Raw genomic sequence first — 16,204 nt, 5'->3', positions numbered from 1 at the left:
GAAATGTGCTCGACCACCTTTTCGACGAAAAAAGCCGTCGCCTGCTCACATGAGCTTGTTCCGGGCTCGCTGCTAGGAAGGCACCAGCTGAAAAGGAGCGCTGCCGTGCGCTCGCACGACGGGCATTCACGGCATGAACATCCAGTCGTAAAGAGGACCGTCTTGCCTGTACGGAACTGGCCGAATCACTCGGCCGGAAGCTTCTTGTAGAGGTATGCGCGCGAGATTCCGAGTTCCTCGGCGACCTTCGACTTGTTGCCGCGATGGCGAGTCATCGCGTCGTGAATCATTGATTTCTCCAGTACCTCCACAGCCTCTTGTATCTTGCGCGGACCCCCAGCAGACACGGATGACACAATCTCCTGCGGCGTCCCCGCGCCGCCATGCCGGATTCCAGGCCCTGCAGGCGCCGCGTCGCCTTGCCGATCCTCAGTGGGTCTGTAACCCGCGTATGCCGCTGGCATTTCCGCCATCAGGCGGAAGCTGTCAATCGTAATCTCCGGGCCATCGCAGAAGATCGCAGCCTTTTCAACCTCATGAGCCAGCTGCCGTACGTTTCCCGGCCAGGAATGCTCCCGCAGGAAATCGTAGACTCCCGGACCCACGCTCTTTACGGCAGTGCGGTGCCGCTTGGCAAATGCGATCAAGAAGCGCTCAACGAGCAAAGGGATATCCTCCAGCCGCTCTCGCAGGCTTGGCATGCGAATCGTCACGCCGCTGATGCGGTAATACAAATCCAGCCGGAACTGGCCGTTGGCAATCATCTCCTGAAAATTGCGGTTGCTTGCACAGATCAGCCGGAAATCGGAATGACAGATACGTTGCCCTCCGACTCGCTCAAACATGCCGTCCTGAAGAACGCGCAGCAACTTGACCTGGATCTCGGACGGCATGTCGCCCATTTCATCGAAAAACAGGCTACTGTCGCGAGCCAGCTCAAATTTCCCCCGGCGACCGCCCTTTTCTGCGCCAGTAAAGGATCCCGATTCATAGCCAAACAACTCCGCTTCAACCAGGCTTCCCGGAATCGCCGCCGCGTTCACGACCACCATCCGGTTCTCCCGCCGCGGACTGAGCGCATGAATAGCCTGAGCGGCCAATTCTTTACCGGTCCCGCTCTCGCCGACGATCAACACCGGGACCTCGAGTGGCGCAACTTTCAGCAGGTCGGATTTCAGCTGACGCATGGCGTCGCTGGTTCCTACCATCTGCTCGAATTCACGCCTACCGTCATCCTCAGCAGAGAGTTCTTTCCGATAGAACTCCACCTCCGTGCGCAGCCGCGCTACCTCGCGCGAGAGATCATGCACGGTTTCCGGCTCTTTGAACATGATCTGGCTTATGGCGCCGACTGTGACATTCCCCTTCCTGATGGGGATGCGGGACACGACGCGCGTGGTGCCGTTGAACTCCCAGAGCTTACCCACCTCCGCCTTTCCACTACGGGCGACCTCGTGCAGCCGAGAGTTCGGAATCACCTCGGCGGCGTAACGGCCGACGGCTCCCCCGATGCCCACCCCCAAGGTTTGCTCGTGGGCCTCAGGCAGGAATCGGATGATCCCGTCCCGGTCGACGACAATCATCGCTGTGTAAGGGTTCTCCAGCAACTGGTTGAAGATGGCGTCGGCAAAATCAACACTTGCGACAAACTCAAGAAGTGGGGACCGGGCATCCGAGCGTTGGAGCAGGAAGAGAACCGTCTCGCCTAATACGCGATAGGTGGCAACGGCGGAAACCTCCGCCTCTATGGCAAACATGCCGGCTCCCTGCCCTCGCACTTCTCCCAAATCCGCCAGCAGCCTCGCCTGCATTTCGGGATGGGCTGCAGCGCCGGAAGCAAAAACAACGGCATCGCTCCCGTCCACCAGAAGAACGCCGAAGCCATGTGTATCGTTTGAATTCATGTTAGATCGCCAGCGCCTGCTTCTCTGTCAACGTCAAATACATTCTCAAATCACCAAACTTGATCCGCGAGGATGGCGGCCAACTCCAAGTAACGGTGAACGGCTGTTCTGTAGACAGCAAGGTGCGTGCCATTACTTTTTAGTGCTCCCGGAAGGCCAAATCAGCACAAACTCCCCATATCGAACTAGAATTGTATGCACCGCAGACAATATCACTTGACTGCAACGTAGACAACTTCATGCCGATGTACTTGCCAGTCCCTGCGAAAAAATGGGGATCGGGTCCGGCTGCTGGTGCTGAAGTTCGTTTTCGCTCGTCCCTTCACGCAGCGTAGGTGACTGCAACGCAACGCCAAGTTTTGGACTTGTTGCAAATGCATCGTCCGCGGCGCAAGCAGTATTGGATGTGGCCAGTACACCATGTGCCTGCGCGAACGGGTTTTGGCTGCCTCCCAAGCGCCTGAAACGCTTGGAACGAATCTTGCGGCAAGGCACTTGACAACCCCTCGTGCAAACAGCCGCAAAATGGATAGAGACTCATCGATGAACATTGACCTTGATACGCCGCCGGGCATGCTGCTTTTGATGCATGACGTTCCCGCTGAAATCGACGAGGAGTTCAACCGCTGGTACCCGGACGAACACTTTGCCGAGCGTCTCGCGTTGCCTGGGTTCCAGTCGGTGCGACGCTATCGTGCAGTCGGGGGTCAACCGACCTACATGGTGATCTACCGCTGTGATTCCATCATGGGTTTTTTGTCGCCTGCGTACCGCCACGTGCTCGAGAATCCGACGCCTCGGACCAAGAATATCCTTATGCGATTCCAGAACGTGGTACGCGCCACCTGCCGCGAGACCTGGCGCAGCAGCAACGCAATCGGCGGTTGCATGATCGTGGTTCAGTGCAAGGCTATAGAGGGCAAGGAGGAAATTGCGCGCAACTTTATAAAGGGTAAGCTTGCCGAGAGCCTCGTCCGCTCCGGAGGCATGGTTACCATGTCCCTATGTGAGTCTGATGCCGAGATCACGTCATCGTCCAATTCCGACATTGTACGAAGAGGAATGCCGAATCACTATGCCGATTGGGTCATCCTCGTGGAGGGCTATGATCCGGTCCGCCTGTCTTTGGCATTGCATCAGGAAGTGCTTCGGTGCGACAGCCAGCGGGACGGCCTGCTTCTGGGCTCTCTCACCCGCTACGAGTTGATGTGCCTCTATGAGGCCGATGCGGAGTTGAAGCAACGGGCTCAGGGCCAGTAGCCCACCAACGCATCATTGCCATTTGGCGTGAGCCGGCGTCAGGCCGGCAACCCGATATCGCCCCTCATTCCTGAACCTGATAAGGCGCCAATGCCCGTCGCGCAACCGCGAAGGCTGAGCCACGCGTCCCGGCCGGGTCACGCGCAGCGAACCCTATCTTGGCGGCCTGCCGCCCCGTCCCAGGTGGCGCGATTCGCCCCTTCCAGTTATCCGATCCTGGTGAATAAGCCCGCCGAAGCCAGCGGCGGGCTGCGCGATTGCCAAGTCTAGGGCCGCTCTTCGGAAATTCCCGAAAACCCGGTTGGGAGACCAGCACGAGACCCCGAGCCCGGGTTCTGCCGTCTTCAGGGAATTCAACTGCCGGAGACGGTTGCCTCGGCCCGTGACGGCGGACGGCGGGCGCTTTCTCAATCCGACACAGGTGGTCCACGGCCAAGCCAGCGTGCGAATGTCGACTTGCTCTGATTCCCATTTTCAGTGGCTTAAGTCTGCCCCACGATTAGTGTCTTTGGCAACGACACATTGACTTCCCATACGGCGGCGAGTGCGGCGCGAATACAGTCCAGTCCGCAGGACTGATGCAAACCTGCGGTCTGCTTCTGTCTTCCAGGCCAAGCGGGAACTAGGCTCCGGAGATTCACAAGGCCCCGGCAAGCCACTTACCAAGGTACTGGCACGCCCTTTGCAGTTTCAGGTGCGACTTTGTTCACCGGACCTGAAATGGACGCCCTTCATACCCTCCCGCTACTGGCCCCAAGCCCCGGCATGCGATGCCTCGACGGCGTTCGCGTGCTGGACTTCACCACCTCCGTAGCTGGCCCCTATGGCACATTGCTGCTGGCCGATCTTGGCGCAGAGGTCATCAAGATCGAAAAGCGCCACGGCGGCGATGACACGCGCAGTTGGGGCCCTCCCTTTCTCGACGGCGAGTCGCTCTGGTTCCTGAGCATGAACCGGAACAAGATGAGCATGACGCTCGATCTGACCCGTGAGGAGGGACGGCGCATTGCGCACGATCTGGTCCGCCAGGCCGACGTGGTGGTGCTCAATACCACCCAGCGGATCCAGCAAAAGCTGGGGCTGGGCTATGCCACGCTCAAGCTGATCCAGCCCAAACTGATCCACGTGTCAGTGACCGGATTCGGGCTGCAAGGCGAGCGCGCCGATCTCCCGTGCTATGACCTGATCGCCGAAGGCTACTCGGGCGTCATGCATCTCACCGGCGAAGCCGACCGCCCCCCACAGAAGGTGGGCACACCTGCGGCCGATTTGCTTGCCGGCCAGGATGTCGCCATGGCAACCCTCGCCGCATTGTTCGAACAGCAACGGACCGGTACCGGAAAGCAGATCGACGTCTCCATGGTGGCCACATCAGCGAGATTCATGGCGCCACGAATCGTTCCCTATCTGGGATCCGGCGATTCGCCGATCCGCTCCGGCGGAACAGATTCAGTCATTGCCATCTACCAGGTATTCGAGACAGCAGACTTCCCCATCACGCTCGGTCTCGGCAACGACGCCATCTGGCATCGCTTCTGGGAGGCAGTCGGGAACCCAAGCCATGGCAAGCAGGCGTGCTTCGCAACCAATGCAAAGCGACGCGAATCGCGCGCAGAGATCGTGCAGGCGATTGCCGGCCTGCTCGCCGGCAAGCCTCGCGACCACTGGCTCGCGCTATTCGCGCAGCACCGCATCCCCGCCGGCCCGATCAACACCATCGACCAGTTGGTCAGCGACGCGCCATTGCTCAATGAAGGAATGTTCTTTGCGGGCCAGGGCAGCGCAGGACTGGTGCCGCAGGTGGGCCTTGGCATTCATTTCGACGGCGAAAGTGCAGTGTATCGGAGTCCGCCGCCGTCCCTGGGACAGGACACCGAGCGCATCCTTGCTGAACGCCTTTCCATGTCCGCGACGTGCATTGCGGGCCTTGTCGATGCAGAAATCGTCTAATCAGGAGACACAAATGAACTATTCGGAAATCCTCTACGAAGAAGATGGCCCCATCGGCACGATCACGCTGAACCGGCCGCATGACGGCAACATGTTCACCGAGACCATGTGCCACGAGATCCGAGACTGCATCAACGCGATCCGACGCGAGACGCGTACGCGCGTGATCGTGATCACCGGTGCTGGCGACAAGTTCTTCTGCACTGGCGGCCGCAAGGACGGCATGCAGGACACCACGCTCTATGCCGGCGTGCTGCCTACGCTTGAAATGTACGAAAGCATCGACAGATTGCAGAAACCTGTCATTGCCTCGGTCAATGGGTTCGCCGTCGGCGGCGGCAATGTGCTCCAGGTCGTCTGCGATCTCACCATCGCCAAGGAGTCTGCCGTCTTTCGCCAGGTCGGCCCCATGGTGGGCAGCTTCGACGCCGGCTATGGCACATGGTACCTGGAGGATCTGGTCGGCAAGAAGCGCGCCAAGGACATCTGGTATCGCAATCCAAAGATGAGCGCACGGGAAGCGCTCGAGATCGGCCTGATCAACCGCGTCGTGCCTGACGATCAGTTGCAGGCGGCAACGCGCGAGTATGCACTGGAGGTCGCCGAGCGTGGTGCGTTCGCACTGGCTTCCCTGAAGAGCGCCTTCAATGCGCGCCATGGCGGCGTGAGCGGCCTGTCGCGGATGGCACATGACCTGCTGCTGCGCGGTTACCTCGACACTTCCGAGCACGACGAACTGGCGGCCGCCTTCGCCGAACGCCGCAAGCCCGACGCCTCGAAGTTCGGACATTGAAGTACGGGTCACCATCATGCAGAACATCCTGACCCTTCACAACCCGCAGCATGCAAGGGACTACTACCTCTCTGGCATCTGGCAGCAGGAGACGTTGTACACGCTGGCCCGGCGCCATGCCCGCGAGCGTCCCACATCTTGCGCACTGCGCGATGCCGACGTCAGGCTGACCTGGCGCGAGGTGGTCGACTGGGTCGACAGCGTCGCCGAAGCGCTCCATCGCCAGGGCATGAAGCCTGGCGACCGCGTCGGCATCTGGCTGCCCAACGTCGTGCAGGCGACCATCATCTTCCTCGCGTGCTCGCGCAATGGCTACGTCTGTTGCCCGTCGCTGCACCAGAACTACACCGTCGACGAGATCTGCACGCTGCTGGACCGCATACAATGCCGCGCGTTGTTCGCGATGCCGGGCCATGGCGCAGATGCCGACCGTAACTCCATTTTCGCCCGGACCGCGGATATTCCGCCGCTGGCGTGCGTCTTCGCCCTGCCAAATCCGGCATCGGGCGATGCCGCGCTGCCTGAAGGCGCCCTACCGTTCCCCGACAGGCAGGCGCCGCCGGCCCAGTCTGCCCCGGACCTGAACCCGGACAAGATTGTCTACCTGGCCTTCACCTCGGGCACCACCGGCCTGCCCAAGGGTGTCATGCACAGCGACAACACCCTGCTGGCGAACGGACGTGCCATGGTTGAGGACTGGGGGCACACGGCCGGCACCACGCTGCTGACCCTTAGTCCCATGAGCCATCACATTGCGACGGTCGCCATGGAGCAGATGCTGGTGACCGGGCTGGAGCTGGTGATGACCAACCGCGCCGGCAAGCACGCGCTCGACTGGATCCTTGAGACCGGTGCGACCTACGTGATGGGCGTGCCCACCCATGCCATGGATATCCTCCAGGCCGTGCGCGACCGTGACATGACGTCGCTGGGCAAGGTCCGCGTTTTCTATATGGCCGGTGCCGCCATCCCTCGGGAGGTCGCGCAGAACTTCACTATCCTGGGCGTCACCCCACAGAACGTATATGGCATGACCGAGAACGGTTCGCACAATTACACCGTTCCGGCCGACTCCCAGGAGACCATCGTGTCCACCTGCGGGCGTGCCTGCCGTGGCTATGAGGTGCGACTCTGGAAGCAGGACAGCATCGACGAAGAAGCCAAGGCTGGCGAAGTGGGTGAGATCGGCGGGCGCGGCGGCTTGCTGATGCTGGGGTACTTCGGCAACCAAGTCGCTACCGAAGGGTCGTTCAACACCCACGGCTGGTTCATGAGCGGCGACCTCGGCGTCATTAACGAAGACGGTTGCCTGATGATCGTGGGCCGCAAGAAGGACCTGATCATCCGCGGCGGCCACAACATCCACCCGGCGCGGATCGAGGAACTCGCCATGCGCCATCCCAAGGTAGAACGCGCTGCGGCCTACCCGGTCCGGGACGAACGCCTCGGCGAGAAGGTCTGCCTGGCAATCATCGTCCGTGCCGGCCAGGAACTCCTCCCGGACGACATCCTGGAACACCTTGCGAGCTCGGGCCTGTCCAAGTACGACATGCCGGAGTACTTCCTCGGACTAGACAGCTTTCCGATGACCGCAAGCGGGAAGATCCTCAAACGCGAACTGGTCGAGATGACCCAGCGCGGACAGCTGGCACCGACAGCCGTCCGTTATCGGGCGCAGACCACCGCGGGAGCATGACTTATGGCTATTGATATCAGATACTCCGGCCCCTATGCCATCCTGACCCTGAACCGGCCAGAAGCCCTGAATGCGCTGCAGTTCACCATGATCGAGGCGATGTCGTACACCCTGGATCAGGTGGCGGCATCTGATGCCCGTGCGCTGATCGTCACCGGAGCCGGTCCCAAGGCGTTCTGCGCCGGTGCCGATATCACGGAACTGATGAAGCGCAGCCTGATGCAGCAACGCCTTGGCGCTCAGCTTGGCCAGCGCACGTTTGAGAAGCTGGCCAAGCTGCGCATTCCTTCCGTTGCCGTTCTGCACGGTTACGCCTTCGGCGGCGGGCTCGAGCTGGCCATGGCCTGCACCTTCCGCATCGCCACTGCCAAGGCGCGCATGGGCCTGCCGGAGATCAAGCTTGGCCTGATTCCGGGCTACGGTGGCACCCAGCGACTGCCGCGCCTGGTAGGCGAGGCGCGCGCGACCGAGATGGTGATGTCGGGCCGGACAGTCGACGCCACCGAGGCCGAGCGCTGGGGCCTGGTCAATCGCATCGTGGCGGAAGGCGATCCGGTCGAGCTCGGCACGACCTTCATGTCCGAGTTTGTCGGCTACAGCCGGTGCGCATCCCTGTTCGCCCGAGAAGCCGTGTCGCGCGGGATGGCCACCACCGTCAGCGAAGGCCTGGACATCGAGGCAGACCTTTCGACTCTCGCCTACCAGACTGAGGATGCCGCGGAAGGTATGCGCGCATTCCTGCAAAAGCGCACTCCGGAGTTCAAAGATGCCTGAGATCAACGGTACGGTCATCGTGACGGGCGGCAGCCGCGGTATCGGTGCATCCATTTCCATCGCACTTGCCGGCGTCGGCTTGCACGTGGCGTGCCTGTCCCGCTCCGGCGAGCTTCCCGACCTGCAGGGACTGGACGAAACTGCGCAAGCCCGGGTGCGCGCCATGCGCTGCGATATCACGGATCCGGACTCGATCCAGGCTGCGTTCGCTGCGGTGCCCGGGACGTTCGGGCGGCCGGTGGTAGGGCTGGTCAACAACGCGGGCATCCATTTGCAGGGCGCGTCTGCGACGTTCCCGGTTGCGGACTTCGAGCGGGTGATGGCGACTAATACCACCTCGGTGCTGCTCGCCAGCCAGGCCGCCTACCCCTACCTGTGCGACAGCGGTTCGTCCCTCATCGTCAATATCGGCTCGTTCTACGACAAGCTGGGGGTCAAGGGGAACGTTGCCTACTGCGCATCCAAAGCCGCAGTAGGCGCAATCTCGCGCTGCCTTGCCGTCGAATGGGCCCGCAACGGCATCCGCGTGCTCAATATTGCGCCGGGCTATATCGAGACGGACCTGAATCGCGAGGAGTTGAATGGCGAGGCGCTGAAAACATTCCTGAAAAGGCGCATTCCGGCAGGCGGTCCGGGGCAAGCCGCCGAAATTGGCAAGCTCGTCTCCATGTTGTTCCAGCTCCCTGGCCGCTTCCTGACCGGCGAAACGCTCTATGTCGACGGTGGCCAGGGCATGGCCCTTTGATCAAGGATGTACTCATGAATATTCTGGAACGACTGGATGCCCGCCTGACCCTCTCCGACGAAGAGCGGATGATCCTCGACAGCGTCAAGGATCTCTGTGAAACGCAGATCGCGCCGCGCGCTGCCGAATGCGACGGCACCGGCGCCTTCCCGTGGGAGAACATACAGGCGATCAACGCGCTGGGACTGAACGCGATGTTCATCCCCGACGCCTATGGCGGTGCCCAACTCTCCTATCTCTGCTATCTCGCTTGCGTGCGCGAGATCTCAAAGGCTTGCGCATCGACCGGCATCATCTGGGCGACGAATTTTCATGCCATCAAGCCGCTGATCGAGTTCGGCAGCGAGGAACAGAAGGCCCGCCTGCTTCCGCGGATTGCCGAGGGCGGTCTCGCTTCGCTGGCGATCACCGAGCCGTCCGCGGGTTCGGACGCGACCGGCATGCGCACTGGCTTTACCCCTGATGGCAATGAGATCGTCATCGACGGGGGCAAGACCTTTATTACCAATGGCGACGTCGCCGACCAGTACCTGCTGTTCGGCAAATGGTCGGAGATCAGCGATCCGAAGGCGGCGATTTCGGTGCTGATCCTGGAGAAAGGCACCGAGGGGCTGCGCGTGCTGGGCACGGAGCACAAGATGGGCACCCGCGCCTCCAGCACCGCCACCCTGGCATTCGATGGCTGCCGCGTGCCGCGCGCCAACCTCATCGGCAATCCCGGGGATGGCCTGCGCATCCTGTTCGGCTCGCTGAACCGCTCCCGGCCCAGCGTCGCCGCGCATGCGCTTGGCATCGCCCGCGCCGCCTTCGAGGACGCCGTCGCGTATATCAACGAACGGCGGCAATCGGGAAAGCGGATCCTGGAATTCCAGGGCATCCAGTTCATGCTGGCCGACCTCGCCTCTGAGCTGGCGTTGTGCGAATCCTGGCTGTGGCGCGTCGGCGAGATGGTCGACGCTGGCGAGCAGGACTTCGGCGTGGAAGCCTCGATGCTGAAGCAGCGCGCATCGGATGCGGCCATGCGGATCACGACGGATGCCGTTCAGCTTCTGGGTGGCTACGGGTACTGCAATGACTATCGCGTCGAACGGCTGATGCGCGACGCCAAGATCACGCAGATCTGGGAAGGAACCAACCAGGTACATCGCCAGCTGATCGGGCGCAGTTTCTTGAAGAAGTAGGAGAGCAGACGTGACAACCATTCAAACCGTTGGCGTGGCCGGCGCTGGCACCATGGGTGCGGGAATTGCCATCGTGGCGGCCCGCGCAGGGTTCCGGACCATTGTGTTCGATACCAGGCAAGAATCCCTTGACCGTGCCAGGGGCCAGACCGAGGCCTTCCTGAAGAAATCCGAAGAGCGCGGCAAGCTGCCGCCCGGCGCCGCTGCCGCCGCACTCGACCGGTGGCAAGGCACGACCGAGCTCGCCGGCCTGGCGCAGTGCGACATCATCATCGAGGCCGTGTTCGAAGACCTCACGGTCAAGCATCAGCTGTTTCAGGCCCTTGACAAGGTCTGCCCGGCAGCTACCGTCTTCGCATCGAATACATCCACCATCTCCATCACCGAGATTGCCGGAGGCTCGGGACGGCCGGATCGCTTTGTCGGGATGCACTTCTGCCTGCCGGCACAGCTGATGAAGCTGATCGAGATGTCGCCGGGCCTCGCCACGTCAGAGGAGACGTTCCAGCGCGCATGGGCGTTCGCCGAGGCGATGGGGCAGAAACCTGTGACCACGCAGGATACCCCCGGATTCATCCTTAACTACTTCCTCATCCCGTTCAACAACGATGCCATCAGGCTGGTTGAGCAAGGCGTAGCAGAACCGGCAGACATCGATCTCGCCATCAAGACGGCGCTCGGCTATCCCATGGGACCGCTCGAATTGCTGGACCTGGTGGGCATGGATACGCAGAAGCTGCTTTGCGAGGCCATGCATGGCCTGACCCACGAGCCACGCGCCGCCTGTCCGCCCCTGGTACGGCGAATGATTGCAGCCAACCACCTGGGGAAGAAGACTGGCAGGGGTTTTCATGTTTATGGCGATACCAAGATGTTCGGAGCCTGATATGCAATACGAGATCGTACGTGCCGGCGAGAGCCGCTCCTTCCCTGCCCCGCACCCGTTCCTGGAGCAAGCCACCGCGGACGGCGCGGGCCTGGTCTACCTCGGCGCCCAGGCCGACGCAGCCTTCGCCAGGGGCAATGGCCACGAGGCCCGGGCCTTCGTGGCCATTGAGCTCGATACGGAGTGCCTGGGCGTCCATACCGGCGAGAGCCGCGGCCTGGAAGGTTCGAATGTCGTAGGCTTTGCCCGCTTCCGCCTGGGCGATGCCGACCCCAGCCCGCTGGTCGAACTGGTGCGGCAACCGGCAACGGACCCAGCTGCCATTGAGGCTGCCAAGGCGGCATTCCAGGCCAGTGGCCTGGTGGTGGCAGTCTGCAACGATTTTCCGGGACGCATCGTCGACCGGCTGATCCGCCCTTACTTCAATGCGGCACTACGACGTCTGGACGAGAAGCTCGCCAGCGCCGCGGACCTGGACAAGACCCTGTGCCTGGGCCTCGGTTATCCGGAAGGCCCGATCTCGCTGCTGGAACGCACCGGTCTGGCAAAGCACTACGCCGTCACGCAAGCACTTTACGAGGCGCTGGGCCAGGAGCCCTATGCCCCAGCACGCCGGGCCCTCGTAGCCGCCGAGCGCAGTTGGCAGGAAATATCATGACACAACCGCTGACTGGGGTGAAGGTGCTGGATTTCAGCACCCTGCTGCCCGGGCCATTGTGCTCCCTGTTGCTGGCCGAGGCGGGGGCCGATGTCGTCAAGTTCGAGCGGCCCAGCCACGGCGACGAGATGCGGTCCTACGAGCCTAGGGCCGATGTGGACAGTACCAACTTTGTGCTGCTCAATCGCGGCAAGAAATCTGTCGCCATCGACCTGAAATCGCCGGCCGCGATCGACAGCCTTGTGCCGCTGATCGAGGAGGCCGACGTCCTGCTCGAGCAATTCCGGCCGGGCGTGATGGACCGACTGGGGCTTGGCTATGCCAATGTTGCCAAGATCAATCCGCGCCTGGTGTATTGCTCGATCACGGGCTTTGGCCAACATGGCCCGAAGGCGAATCAGGCCGCGCATGACCTGAACTATGTAGCCGCTGCCGGCATGCTAGCGCTGACCGCCGGCACTGACGGCAAGCCCGGCCTCCCGCCGGCGCTGATTGCGGATATTGCCGGCGGCGCGTATCCGGCCATGATCAATATCCTGTTGGCCCTGCGGCAGCGCGAGCAGAGCGGCACCGGCGTCCATCTCGACATCGCCATGGCCGACAACCTGTTTGCCTTCCAGTACTGGGGGCTCGGCGCCGGCTCCCGGGGCCAGTGGCCCCGCCCGGCCTCAGACCTGGTGACCGGGGGTTCGCCCCGATATCAGGTCTACCGGACCGCAGACGGTGCTTTCCTCGCCGCCGCACCGATCGAAGACAAGTTCTGGGCCAACTTTACGACGCTGATCGGACTGGACGCTGCGGCACTCGCCCGGCTCTCGCCGGCTGACGCGACCGCAGCAGTGGCCACCGCCGTGGCAATGCACACGGCTGACTACTGGATGGACCGCTTCGCCGGTCACGACGTATGCACCAGCCGCGTCGTCAGCCTGGAAGACGCTGCCGCCGATCCGCACTTTGCGGCACGGCATCTGTTTGACAGAACGGTCCGCACTGCAGCCGGCACGACCATGCCGGCACTACCAGTTCCCATCGCCCCGGTGTTCCGCAGCACCAGCCAGGAACTCGCTTCGCCCGCCCTCGGCGCTGACCGCGCCCTGCTCAGGCCATAGGACGGGCCGGAAGTGAAAGCCATCGTTGTCGCCAACCCGCCTGCACGCCTTGCCGCGGGAATGAACCCGGCAAGGCCCCAACTTACCTGAAGCAAGCCTACCCCGTGAACTCCACCTCCATTCCAGACATGGCACAAGATAATCTCGGCATCGTCGGCATCGTCGGCATCGTCGGCACCGGCGCCATGGGTCGCGGCATCGCGCAGATTGCCGCCCAGGCTGGCCTGACCGTCAACCTGTACGACGCCAACCCGCAAGCTGTGGCCGCCGCCCGCCAGTACCTGCAAGACACGCTGGCCAAGCTCGCCGACAAGGGCAAGATCAGCGCCGCCGACGCCGAAGCCACGCTGGCCCGCGTCAAGCCGTGCGCTGCGCTGGAGGACCTGGCCAACAGCGACATGGTTGTTGAAGCCATCGTCGAGAAGCTGGAAGTCAAGCGCGACCTGGTCGCAAAACTGGAAGCGATCCTGCGCAAGGACGCTATCATCGCCTCGAACACTTCCTCGCTGTCGATCACCGCGATCGCCGTCGGGGCCAAGCACCCGGGCCGCATCGCCGGCTACCACTTCTTCAACCCGGTGCCGCTGATGAAGGTGGTCGAGGTCATCGACGGCCTGTCGGGCAACCCCGCGGTGGGCGACGCGCTCATGGCGCTGTCGCGCCGCATGGGCCATACCCCGGTGCGCTGCAAGGACATGCCGGGCTTTATCGTCAACCATGCCGGCCGCGGCATGAACATCGAAGGCCTGAAGGCCGTGCAGGAAGGCGTGGCCGAGTTCGCCGACATCGACAACATCATGCGCGAGCAGGCCGGTTTCCGCATGGGCCCGTTCGAGCTGATGGACCTGACCGGGCTGGATGTGTCGCACCCGGTGATGGAGTCGATCTACAACCAGTTCTACCAGGAGCCGCGCTACCGTCCGTCGCCGATCACGGCGATCCGCGCGGTCGGCGGGCTGATCGGCCGCAAGGCCGGCGCCGGTTTCTACCGCTACGCCGATGGCCAGAAGCAGGTGCCGGCCGCCGCCGCGGTGCCGGACGCACGCCCGTCGAGCGTGTGGGTCAGCCATGACAGCGAGCGCGGCCACGCCATGGTGACCAGGCTGCTGGGCGCACTGGGCGTGACCCCGGAAGGCGGCAACAAGCCCTCGGCCGATGCGCTGATCATCGTCACGCCGCTGGGCCTGGACGCCACCACCAGCGCGCTGCAACAGGGCCTGGACCCGGCCCGCACCGTCGCCATCGACACGCTGCTGCCGTTCGAGGCCACCAAGCGCCGCACGCTGATGACCACGCCGGCCACCACTGCCGCCGCGCGTGATGCCGCGCATGGCCTCTTTGCCAGCGACGGCGTGCCGGTCACGGTGATCCGCGACTCGGCCGGCTTCGTCGCCCAGCGCATCCTTTGCTGCATCATCAACATCGCCAGCGATATCGCGCAGCAGCGCATCGCCTCGCCGGCAGACATCGACCTCGCCGTGAACCTCGGCCTCGGCTACCCGAAGGGCCCGCTGGCGCTGGGCGACGCGGTCGGCCCGCAGCTGGTGCTGGAGACGCTGCGCAACATGGAAGCCCTGACCGGCGACATGCGCTACCGCCCGAGCCCGTGGCTGTGGCGCCGTGCCGGCCTGGGCCTGTCGCTGCTGTCCGACGGCGCGTGACGCCTGCCCTGGCCAGGCTGAGCAGTCTGCCGGGCGCGGCGAAGCGGGGTACGCGCGGTTGGGCGGCATCGCAACGCCGCGCCCGGCGGCGATATCCCGGTCATGCGGTGGCGCCAGCCACTGGCGCCCGCCATCGGGCGCCGGGGCATACGGGCGCCTCAGTCCTTCAGCGGGCAGGCGCTTTGCGCCAAGGGCTCGAAGGCCTTGTTCTTCGGGATCACCTTCCGGATTTTCATCAAGTCCCATTCGCCTTTCGACTCCGCGGGCCCTTTTGCCTCCGCGAGATACATGTCGTGCACCATCTGCCCATTGGTCAGGATTCGGCCGCCCTTCGCAAAGAAGTCATTGACCGGTGTCTCGCGCATCTGCGCCATGACCTTGTCTGGATCCGCGCTGCCGACGGCCTGTACAGCCTTCAGGTAATGCATGACAGCGGAGTACATGCCAGCCTGTACCATGGTCGGCATCGACTTGGTCTGGGCAAAGTACTTCCGGCCGAATGCCCGCGTCTCGTTGTTGTAATCCCAGTAGAAGGCCGTGGTGAACTGCAGGCCTTGGGCGGCCTTCAGGCCCATCCCTTTCAGGTCGCTATCGAAAATCAGCAGGGGGGCAACGACCTGCTTCTCGGACCCGAGACCGAACTCCGAGGCCTGGCGCACTGCGTTCTGGGTATCCCGGCCGGCATTGGCAAGCGCAATGACCTGAGCCTTCGACGCCTGGGCCTGCAGCAGGAATGAAGCGAAATCCGCTGCGGACAGCGGGTGCCGGACTTTCCCGCTCACCTTTCCGCCCCCTTGCTCGACAACGGTGGCCGCGTTCGCTTCCAGTGAGTGGCCAAAGGCATAGTCAGCCGTGATGAAGAACCAGTCCTTCTTGCCTTCCTCGACGATGGCGCGAGCCGTACCGTTTGCCAGCGCATACGTGTTGTAGACGTAATGAACACCGTAGGGAGAGCACTGCTTTCCAGTGAGCTCAGTCGTGGCGGAGCCCGCGAAGATGGTGATCTTCTTCTTGCTGGCCCCGAGTTTCTGCAGTGCCAGCGCGGACGCCGAGTCAGTAGACTCGATGATCATCTCTACATTGCTGCGGTCATACCACTCACGCGCCCGCGTCGCGGCTACATCTACCTTGTTCTGGTAGTCGGCGGCAAGCACCTCGATGGGCCTGCCCAGAAGCTTCCCGCCGAAGTCCTGTACCGCCATCCTGACTGCCGCGACTCCGCCGGGCCCGCCGACGCCAGAGTACACGCCGGTCATGTCTACCAGCGTGCCAATACGGAAGGGCTCCTCAGCCGCGGGGGCGGGTTGGGAGAGCGTGGCCAGGCAAGCAAGCGCGCACGCGCGCCGCAACATAGTGTTCATTGAATGTCTCCGTTCATGGCTTGTCGTCGCCGACTGCCTGGCTGATCGCGCCCGGCGTCGCCCTTGCAATCCGCAAGAAGGGTGCCAGCCCATGAGCGCCCCGGAATCGCGGCACAAGACGCCAGACGCCTGTACATGCCAGGGCTCGATGCAGCCATCGGTGCCCCGGCAACGTCAGTTCAACATGCTGTGAAACGCCCGGGTTCATACGCCCTGCGGCGGCGCA

13 protein-coding genes are annotated in these 16,204 nt (G+C 62.9%); 11 read left to right on the top strand and 2 right to left on the bottom strand.

What is annotated here, in order from left to right; translation table 11 throughout:
- Nucleotides 1-185: 185 nt before the first annotated feature.
- On the bottom strand, nt 186-1,904 hold the full coding sequence (locus tag IPF36_RS24325; protein WP_195430908.1) for a sigma-54-dependent Fis family transcriptional regulator: 1,719 nt from the start codon (nt 1,902-1,904) through the stop codon (nt 186-188).
- 543 nt (nt 1,905-2,447) lie between these two features.
- On the opposite strand from IPF36_RS24325, the gene IPF36_RS24320 reads away from it, so the two are divergent.
- From IPF36_RS24320 to IPF36_RS24270, 11 genes are all read left to right on the top strand, one after another.
- On the top strand, nt 2,448-3,164 hold the full coding sequence (locus IPF36_RS24320; protein WP_195430891.1) for a DUF4286 family protein: 717 nt from the start codon (nt 2,448-2,450) through the stop codon (nt 3,162-3,164).
- 720 nt (nt 3,165-3,884) lie between these two features.
- Nucleotides 3,885-5,114 (top strand): CaiB/BaiF CoA-transferase family protein, encoded by a 1,230-nt coding sequence (locus tag IPF36_RS24315; RefSeq protein ID WP_195430889.1) that lies wholly within the window; start codon nt 3,885-3,887, stop codon nt 5,112-5,114.
- A 13-nt stretch (nt 5,115-5,127) separates the two neighbouring features.
- A complete protein-coding gene (locus tag IPF36_RS24310; RefSeq protein WP_195430987.1) occupies nt 5,128-5,907 on the top strand; it encodes an enoyl-CoA hydratase-related protein in 780 nt (259 codons plus the stop codon).
- A 16-nt stretch (nt 5,908-5,923) separates the two neighbouring features.
- A complete protein-coding gene (locus IPF36_RS24305) occupies nt 5,924-7,603 on the top strand; it encodes a class I adenylate-forming enzyme family protein (RefSeq protein ID WP_195430887.1) in 1,680 nt (559 codons plus the stop codon).
- Nucleotides 7,604-7,606: 3 nt separating this feature from the next.
- Complete coding sequence (locus tag IPF36_RS24300) at nt 7,607-8,377, top strand: enoyl-CoA hydratase/isomerase family protein (RefSeq protein ID WP_195430885.1); 771 nt, start codon at nt 7,607-7,609, stop codon at nt 8,375-8,377.
- Nucleotides 8,370-9,122 (top strand): SDR family NAD(P)-dependent oxidoreductase, encoded by a 753-nt coding sequence (locus tag IPF36_RS24295; RefSeq protein ID WP_195430882.1) that lies wholly within the window; start codon nt 8,370-8,372, stop codon nt 9,120-9,122. Before IPF36_RS24300 ends, IPF36_RS24295 begins: the two co-directional genes overlap by 8 nt.
- A gap of 14 nt (nt 9,123-9,136) precedes the next feature.
- Nucleotides 9,137-10,303, top strand: a complete 1,167-nt coding sequence (locus IPF36_RS24290) for an acyl-CoA dehydrogenase family protein (protein ID WP_195430879.1) — start codon at nt 9,137-9,139, stop codon at nt 10,301-10,303.
- A 10-nt stretch (nt 10,304-10,313) separates the two neighbouring features.
- Nucleotides 10,314-11,189, top strand: a complete 876-nt coding sequence (locus tag IPF36_RS35145) for a 3-hydroxyacyl-CoA dehydrogenase family protein (protein WP_195430860.1) — start codon at nt 10,314-10,316, stop codon at nt 11,187-11,189.
- Between the two features lies 1 nt (nt 11,190).
- Nucleotides 11,191-11,847 (top strand): 3-hydroxyacyl-CoA dehydrogenase family protein, encoded by a 657-nt coding sequence (locus tag IPF36_RS24280; RefSeq protein ID WP_195430857.1) that lies wholly within the window; start codon nt 11,191-11,193, stop codon nt 11,845-11,847.
- The gene (locus IPF36_RS24275; RefSeq protein ID WP_195430854.1) at nt 11,844-12,956 is read left to right on the top strand and encodes a CaiB/BaiF CoA-transferase family protein; all 1,113 of its coding nucleotides are present in this window, start codon (nt 11,844-11,846) and stop codon (nt 12,954-12,956) included. The genes IPF36_RS24280 and IPF36_RS24275 overlap by 4 nt, the downstream gene beginning before the upstream one ends.
- Nucleotides 12,957-13,084: 128 nt before the next feature.
- Entirely contained in the window at nt 13,085-14,617 is a 1,533-nt protein-coding gene (locus IPF36_RS24270; RefSeq protein ID WP_195430851.1) for a 3-hydroxyacyl-CoA dehydrogenase, read from the top strand.
- A gap of 158 nt (nt 14,618-14,775) precedes the next feature.
- Here the strand turns inward: IPF36_RS24270 and IPF36_RS24265 are convergent, their stop codons facing one another.
- Nucleotides 14,776-15,978 carry an ABC transporter substrate-binding protein gene (locus IPF36_RS24265; protein WP_368671189.1) on the bottom strand — a complete coding sequence of 401 codons (1,203 nt, stop codon included), beginning with the start codon at nt 15,976-15,978 and terminating at the stop codon, nt 14,776-14,778.
- Nucleotides 15,979-16,204 lie beyond the last annotated feature (226 nt).

This window comes from Cupriavidus sp. IK-TO18 (assembly GCF_015549295.1).
Taxonomy (GTDB): domain Bacteria; phylum Pseudomonadota; class Gammaproteobacteria; order Burkholderiales; family Burkholderiaceae; genus Cupriavidus; species Cupriavidus oxalaticus_A.
The sequence above is the reverse complement of the archived record's forward strand: the minus strand, read 5'-3'. Positions and strand labels throughout refer to the sequence as shown.

Bases quoted from the DNA above. Each gene is read 5' to 3' on its own strand.
- IPF36_RS24270 (WP_195430851.1), top strand. From the start codon at position 13,085: ATGGCACAAGATAATCTCGGCATCGTCGGCATCGTCGGCATCGTCGGC.
- IPF36_RS24320 (WP_195430891.1), top strand. From the start codon at position 2,448: ATGAACATTGACCTTGATACGCCGCCGGGCATGCTGCTTTTGATGCAT.
- IPF36_RS24315 (WP_195430889.1), top strand. From the start codon at position 3,885: ATGGACGCCCTTCATACCCTCCCGCTACTGGCCCCAAGCCCCGGCATG.
- IPF36_RS24290 (WP_195430879.1), top strand. From the start codon at position 9,137: ATGAATATTCTGGAACGACTGGATGCCCGCCTGACCCTCTCCGACGAA.
- IPF36_RS24310 (WP_195430987.1), top strand. From the start codon at position 5,128: ATGAACTATTCGGAAATCCTCTACGAAGAAGATGGCCCCATCGGCACG.
- IPF36_RS24295 (WP_195430882.1), top strand. From the start codon at position 8,370: ATGCCTGAGATCAACGGTACGGTCATCGTGACGGGCGGCAGCCGCGGT.
- IPF36_RS24265 (WP_368671189.1), bottom strand. From the start codon at position 15,978: ATGAACACTATGTTGCGGCGCGCGTGCGCGCTTGCTTGCCTGGCCACG.
- IPF36_RS24300 (WP_195430885.1), top strand. From the start codon at position 7,607: ATGGCTATTGATATCAGATACTCCGGCCCCTATGCCATCCTGACCCTG.
- IPF36_RS24305 (WP_195430887.1), top strand. From the start codon at position 5,924: ATGCAGAACATCCTGACCCTTCACAACCCGCAGCATGCAAGGGACTAC.
- IPF36_RS24325 (WP_195430908.1), bottom strand. From the start codon at position 1,904: ATGAATTCAAACGATACACATGGCTTCGGCGTTCTTCTGGTGGACGGG.
- IPF36_RS24280 (WP_195430857.1), top strand. From the start codon at position 11,191: ATGCAATACGAGATCGTACGTGCCGGCGAGAGCCGCTCCTTCCCTGCC.
- IPF36_RS24275 (WP_195430854.1), top strand. From the start codon at position 11,844: ATGACACAACCGCTGACTGGGGTGAAGGTGCTGGATTTCAGCACCCTG.